Raw genomic sequence first — 6,000 nt, 5'->3', positions numbered from 1 at the left:
TGGAGGTCAAGGATCTCAACCTTTTTTACGGCTCTAACCAGGCCCTGAAATCCATTAACATGAAGATTCCTGTAAAACGGGCCACAGCCTTTATCGGTCCCAGCGGCTGCGGCAAATCAACCCTGTTGCGCTGTTTCAACCGGCTTAACGATCTGATAGATATATGCAGAGTGCAGGGGGAAATAAAACTGGACGGAGAAAATATATATGATCCTAAAGTTGATGTGGCCGAACTCAGGCGCAGAGTGGGCATGGTCTTTCAGAAACCCAATCCTTTTCCCAAATCCATCTTCGACAATATCGCCTTTGGCTTGCGCCTCAAGGGAATAAGAAACAAAAAGCATTTAAGTGAAGTGGTGGAAAAATCCCTGAAAGGAGCGGCCCTTTGGGATGAGGTCAAAGACAGGCTGCATGAAAGCGCCCTGGGATTATCCGGCGGGCAGCAGCAGAGGCTGGTCATTGCCAGGGCCATATCCATTGAACCTAATGTGATTCTGCTGGACGAACCCTGTTCTGCTCTGGACCCCATTTCCACATCCAAGATAGAAGAGCTGATTTATTATCTAAAAGAAAGCTATACCATTGTAATCGTCACCCACAACATGCAGCAGGCAGCCAGAGTTTCAGACTTTACTGCATATATGTATCTGGGAGAACTTATTGAGTACAGGGATACCATCACCATGTTCACCAACCCCAGAGAAAAAACAACCGAAGAATATATAACCGGCAGATTCGGATAATTTCATCTTATCAGGAGACAGAATATGACACATTTGACACAGGAACTGGACAGGCTGAATATGAAGGTCATGCAGATGGTGGTCCAGACGGAGCAGGCACTGAGCAAGACCGTGAACGCTTTCTCCCGCATGGATGCGGATCTGGCCCAGGAAGTGGTGGATCATGACAAGCAGATCAATGAACTGGAAGTGCTCATTGACCAGCTTTGCCTGCGCCTCCTGGCCCTGGAGCAGCCCGTGGCCAGGGACCTGCGCTTTATCCTGGGGGCCATGCGCCTGAGCAAGGATCTGGAACGTATAGGGGACGAATCTGCCAACATATCCGATGCAAGCATTTTTTTAAGCCTGCACCCTCCCCTGGATTTTTACGATCAGATCCAGATCATGGGCCAGAAAGCCTATGACATGCTCCAGGAAGCCATAATCGCCTTTTCCTCTCCGGATACAGAAAGGGCCATAAATGTCTGCCGCATGGATTTCGAGGTGGATGAAATAAACTCAAAAGTCCTCAAGCTAAGCATCGAACATATGAGTCAAAACAGCCAGGCGGTTGAGCAGTGCGTACAGAGCATAAATATCGCCAGGCGCTTTGAACGGGTGGCGGACCTGGCCACCAACATAGCCGAAACCACCATGTTCATCGTTCAGGGCACCAGCATCAAGCATTCCTGCCTGTTTGACGACCGTGTTTAGTCAAAGCTACTATCCCCTGCTTTTCTTAAAAGCGCTGACAGATACGTTGGATGAAAGCTGACTATGTGAGCAGTTCATTGGCTTGACAGGTATATTGTTAAAATATACAGATTGAATATGTATTACATGCTTGAGAAGGTAACAGGTTTTGACTGGTATGAAGGAAATTTTGACAAAAATCTCATCAAGCATGATGTTCAGAACTGGGAATGTGAGCAGGTTTTCTTTAATAAGCCTCTGATTATCCTTGATGACCACAGGCACTCACTGGTTGAGAAGCGACTGGCGGCTTTTGGAAAAACAGATGGCGGACGTCTTTTAACAATGATATTCACAATAAGGAAAAGCCTGATCAGGGTGATCTCAGCCAGGGACATGAATAAAAAAGAGAGGATATACTATCATGACAAAGCACAATAGAATTCCACACTTTGAAAACGAAGACCAGGAAAGGGAATTCTGGGCTCATGAATCGCCTCTTGACTACTTTGATCCCAACGAGTTTAAAAAAATTTCTTTCCCTGACCTTAAGCCCTCCCTTAAGTCCATATCCTTAAGGCTTCCCGAGGCAATGATTGCTGAACTCAAACTCCTGGCCAACAAAAAAGACATACCCTACCAGAGCCTGGTGAAAATATTTCTGGCCAGGCAGATAAACGTGGAGCGCGGCTCACTCGCAAAAGATTTAGAGAATACCACAGATTATTTTGAAGGAGGCTGATGCCTTTCCTAAGAGCGATTCAATGAAAACCAGACAATGCATCCACTGTCACTGCCCGGTACCGGGCTTTCCACCCAGATGCGGCCTCCGAACGCCTTGATAATGTTTTTGCAGATGGCCAGCCCAAGTCCGGTACCTTTGACCTTACCCGGCTTCTTTTCAGGATAAAGAGGGGAGTCTGCACCGCGGTTCAGATTTACTGAAGGGGCGGACTTCTGGAATGTATATAAGGAAGGGATTTCATACAACCACCCCCGGCCCCTCCTTGGCTAAGGAGGGGAGCTACACCGTGGCCTGGATTTACTTGGGGGGTGAAAGCTTAATTAAGCTCCAGTCGGAGTATTTATACAGATGCATGCGACAGAGTGTTGCCACGCCTCGATCTGCTCCCCTCCTTGGCTAAGGAGGGGTTGGGGGTGGTTCGATATTTAACTCCCTTCCTTACCAGGCTTCTTTACAGGCTAAGGAGGGGAGCTACACCGTGGCCTGGATTTACTTGGGGGGTGGAAGCTTAGGCAACTCCCGGAAAATAGAATTATAAACCTCGGTGGGTGGCGACCTTTTAATTTTCTGCATGTTGCCCAGAACTCCCCACCCTAAAACTGTTACGTTATTTTCAGAAAGTTGCCTTAGTCAAATCCACCGTCTGTTGCCTGCCTGAAGCCGCTTGTTCACTATTCATGTCAGGCGGCATTGATTCTTTTTTCTATCGGGATTATAGTATTTTGTATGGATAACGAATGGATAAAACTGGATGTCCCAAAATTTATCACCTCTTATGAAAGAGGTTCCCAATGAATATTTGCCATTTTTGTGGAAACAGCAATTTTAAAGACACCGTCTGTGAGTATACCTACAAACGCGATGGCAGGATGTTGTTCGTGGAAAATGTGCCTTGCCGCAAATGCGGGTTTTGCGGTGAAACATATTTCCTGTCTGAAAATCTGAGAAAAATCGAAGCAGAGTTCGAAGCCATTCATTATCACGGCAAAAAGGCCACTGGTGAAATCGTAGTTCCGACTCAACATTTTGCAGATATCACCTCTGTTACTTAAAGATGGTAATCGTAACTTGCCAGGCGATTTGTTGCCTGATAACTTTATTGCAGTCATACCTAAGAGCGATTCAATGAAAACCAGACAATGCATCCACTGTCATTGCCCGGTACCGGGCTTTCCACCCAGATGCGGCCTCCGAACGCCTTGATAATGTTTTTGCAGATGGCCAGCCCAAGTCCGGTACCTTTGACCTTTTTCTTGTCCTTTTTGACCCTGTAAAATCTTTCGAATATCCTCTGCTGTTCTGCAGCCGGGATGCCGGGACCATTGTCCTGCACACCAACCCAGACCTGATTGCCCTCTTGTCTCACCAGCACCTGAATAAATCCCTCCCCGGGAACAAATTTAATGCTGTTTTCAAACAGATTCTGAAAGACCTGCCCCAGATATTCAGCTTCGCCACGAACCAGAAGCTGCCCTTCTTGCTCCAGTTCGCTTTCAAAAACTATGTTTTTGCCCTCGGTATAGTGACTGCAGTTATTCCAGGACTTGAATATGACTGCCGCCAGATCAACATCATCCAGTGCCACCTGGTCCTGAGTGGATTCAATGCGGGAAAGCTGCAGGATATCATCCAGAAGCCGAATCATATTATCTGTGTTTTTTATGACCACCTGGAGCAGTTCAGTACCTTTTTCCTGCATAATATCGGGATGTTGCAGCATGGTCTCGGTATAACCCTTGATGGAGGTCAAAGGAGTGCGCAGCTCGTGCGAGGCATTGGCCACAAAATCCTTGCGGATGCTTTCCAGATTCTTGAGGTCCGTGATGTCGTGCAGGAGTATAATTGCCCCGATATTCTGCTGGTCTGACGGAGATACCACATGCACATCATAAAATTTCTCTTTGATTTCCAGTTCCATGGTCCGGGTCTGCTTCATGGAATTTCCCAGAACCTCCTCACAGGCCGCCTGCAGGCTGTTGTTGAAGAAAATCTCCACCGGCTTTTTTCCGTTTATGGTGTCCAGATGCTGGAAAATTTTCTTGAATGACTGATTGCAGCTGATGATTCTGCCTTGATTGTCTAAGGCAGCCAGACCGTCCTTGATGCCGTTTACTATTGTCTCCAGATCGGATTTCTGTGAAGAAACCAGCTCCATGCTCTTTTCAACATCTTCAGCCATGCGGTTGATGGCCTCCACCAGAGGATCAAACTCCCTGCCGGGAGAGTCCTGTATGCGCTGCTGAAAGTTGCCCTGGCCGATGGACTGGGCCATTTTGATCATGGGTTTGAGCCGGAAAGTCAGGTAGGTGACCATGAGATAGACAACTATGCAGCTTAAGAAAAGTGAAAGCAGAACAAACTTCCACAGATTTGCGCTTACATGTTGAAAATAAGGATGCAGGCCGGAAAAAGGGGTGACCAGCCTCAGATATCCGGTATCCTCCTGTTCTGAAGAAAGATCTATCCTGGTGGCCATATAGAGCCTCCTGTCATCCTCCCAGGGATCGGAAGCCGTGTGATAGCCGGTTTCATGCCTGGCCTGCACAACCTCAGGATAATCAATATAGCTGGACATGCCCTCGAATTCCTCCCGGGGCTGGCGGGAATCGGCAATGATCATACCCTGGGCGTCCAAGACGGAAACCCGGGCATCATCAAGAAAATCCAGGGATTTTAGAATACTGTCCAGCTTTTCAGGCTTTTTTTCTTCCTCCTGTGCAATTATCCACTGAACGATCTCCATTCTTTCCTGGACATATTGCAGGTGCTGGCTGTCCACCTTTTGCTCCACAGACTGGATGAAGTAATTGGAAGGCACAGCCAGCGAGAATACAAGTACCAGCCAGAAGGATACAATGAGCTTGACTTTGAGGGAAAATTCTCTTTGCATGCTTTTTTCAGAGCCCGCAATGTTGTTTTATGCTTACTGCAGTTTTTCTGTACTGAATTTATATCCCAACCCCCTGGCGGTCTGAATCAAATCTGAGTAGGGTTCCAGCTTGGCCCGCAGTCTGCGTACGTGGGTATCAACCGTACGGGCGTACCCCTCAAACTCGTAGCCCCAGACATTGTTTAAAAGACGTTCCCTGGTGAGCACCCTGCCCTCGTTTTGAACCATTTCCTGGAGCAGCTTCATCTCCGTAGCGGTGAGGCTTACATTAATACCGTCCACCTTGAACTCCATAGCCTCAAAGTCAAACTCCAGGCCTTTATGCTTCCAGATCCTTTCCACACCGGAATCAGACCTGTGCTCCCGGCGCAGCACCGCCTTGATGCGCAGAAGAAGCTCACGGATGCTGAACGGCTTGACCACGTAATCGTCAGCGCCCAGCTCAAAACCCACCACCCGGTCCATCTCTTCACTCTTGGCCGTGACCATGATGACTATGATGTCCTTGAGTTTGTCATCCTTTTTCAGGCGGCGACAGACCTCCAGGCCGTCCATGTGCGGCAGCATCAGGTCCAGGATGATCAGTTCAGGCTGCTCTTCTCTGGCGATTTTAAGCCCGTCATAGCCGTTATCTGTGAGAAATACCCTGTATCCTGCTGCTTCCAGATTTATGTGCAGCAGGTTCTGGATATCCTCTTCATCCTCTATGACCAGGATCTTGCTTTTTTTCATGCTGCTTACCTTTTTTGCAATGGTTTTAAAGGCTGTTAATTCAACCTTGATGCCATAATATGAAGTCTGCGTTACAGTTTGATGACAACCGGCCAAAAATGTTGGTAAGCATTCTGGGGGTGCCGGAATCACGCCTCTAGCGTGACCAGGGGACAGTCCCGCACTTATTTTTTTCTGATAAACATTCAGATGTGAGCTTTATAAAAATAAGTGCGGGA

At 47.7% G+C, this 6,000-nt stretch carries 8 protein-coding genes; 5 read left to right on the top strand and 3 right to left on the bottom strand.

Annotation, left to right across the window (positions count from 1 at the left end):
* From pstB to D5S03_RS03795, 4 genes are all read left to right on the top strand, one after another.
* A partial coding sequence (gene pstB / locus D5S03_RS03810) for a phosphate ABC transporter ATP-binding protein PstB (protein WP_502697114.1) occupies positions 1-743 on the top strand: 743 nt, incomplete at its 5' end.
* Between the two features lie 24 nt (positions 744-767).
* Positions 768-1,436 (top strand): phosphate signaling complex protein PhoU, encoded by a 669-nt coding sequence (gene phoU, locus D5S03_RS03805; RefSeq protein WP_287042731.1) that lies wholly within the window; start codon positions 768-770, stop codon positions 1,434-1,436.
* Positions 1,437-1,553: 117 nt separating this feature from the next.
* Positions 1,554-1,856 (top strand): BrnT family toxin, encoded by a 303-nt coding sequence (locus D5S03_RS03800; RefSeq protein ID WP_287042730.1) that lies wholly within the window; start codon positions 1,554-1,556, stop codon positions 1,854-1,856.
* Entirely contained in the window at positions 1,840-2,157 is a 318-nt protein-coding gene (locus tag D5S03_RS03795; RefSeq protein WP_287042729.1) for a BrnA antitoxin family protein, read from the top strand. Before D5S03_RS03800 ends, D5S03_RS03795 begins: the two co-directional genes overlap by 17 nt.
* 8 nt (positions 2,158-2,165) lie before the next feature.
* On the opposite strand, the gene D5S03_RS03790 is transcribed toward D5S03_RS03795, so the two are convergent.
* The gene (locus D5S03_RS03790) at positions 2,166-2,405 is read right to left on the bottom strand and encodes an ATP-binding protein (RefSeq protein ID WP_287042728.1); all 240 of its coding nucleotides are present in this window, start codon (positions 2,403-2,405) and stop codon (positions 2,166-2,168) included.
* A 546-nt stretch (positions 2,406-2,951) separates the two neighbouring features.
* On the opposite strand from D5S03_RS03790, the gene D5S03_RS03785 reads away from it, so the two are divergent.
* The gene (locus tag D5S03_RS03785) at positions 2,952-3,212 is read left to right on the top strand and encodes a YgiT-type zinc finger protein (protein WP_008868980.1); all 261 of its coding nucleotides are present in this window, start codon (positions 2,952-2,954) and stop codon (positions 3,210-3,212) included.
* Positions 3,213-3,271: 59 nt separating this feature from the next.
* Here D5S03_RS03785 and D5S03_RS03780 read toward each other — a convergent pair whose 3' ends face one another.
* Entirely contained in the window at positions 3,272-5,050 is a 1,779-nt protein-coding gene (locus D5S03_RS03780; protein ID WP_287042727.1) for a sensor histidine kinase, read from the bottom strand.
* Positions 5,051-5,083: 33 nt separating this feature from the next.
* Positions 5,084-5,782, bottom strand: coding sequence for a response regulator transcription factor (locus D5S03_RS03775; RefSeq protein WP_287042726.1), 699 nt, complete (start codon positions 5,780-5,782; stop codon positions 5,084-5,086).
* Positions 5,783-6,000 lie beyond the last annotated feature (218 nt).

It is taken from the genome of Desulfonatronospira sp. MSAO_Bac3 (assembly GCF_003838035.1).
GTDB classification, from domain to species: domain Bacteria; phylum Desulfobacterota; class Desulfovibrionia; order Desulfovibrionales; family Desulfonatronovibrionaceae; genus Desulfonatronospira; species Desulfonatronospira thiodismutans.
The sequence above is the reverse complement of the archived record's forward strand: the minus strand, read 5'-3'. Positions and strand labels throughout refer to the sequence as shown.

Coding starts and splice junctions, on each gene's coding strand:
- D5S03_RS03780 (WP_287042727.1), bottom strand. CDS start 5,050: ATGCAAAGAGAATTTTCCCTCAAAGTCAAGCTCATTGTATCCTTCTGG.
- phoU (WP_287042731.1), top strand. CDS start 768: ATGACACATTTGACACAGGAACTGGACAGGCTGAATATGAAGGTCATG.
- D5S03_RS03785 (WP_008868980.1), top strand. CDS start 2,952: ATGAATATTTGCCATTTTTGTGGAAACAGCAATTTTAAAGACACCGTC.
- D5S03_RS03800 (WP_287042730.1), top strand. CDS start 1,554: ATGTATTACATGCTTGAGAAGGTAACAGGTTTTGACTGGTATGAAGGA.
- D5S03_RS03795 (WP_287042729.1), top strand. CDS start 1,840: ATGACAAAGCACAATAGAATTCCACACTTTGAAAACGAAGACCAGGAA.
- D5S03_RS03775 (WP_287042726.1), bottom strand. CDS start 5,782: ATGAAAAAAAGCAAGATCCTGGTCATAGAGGATGAAGAGGATATCCAG.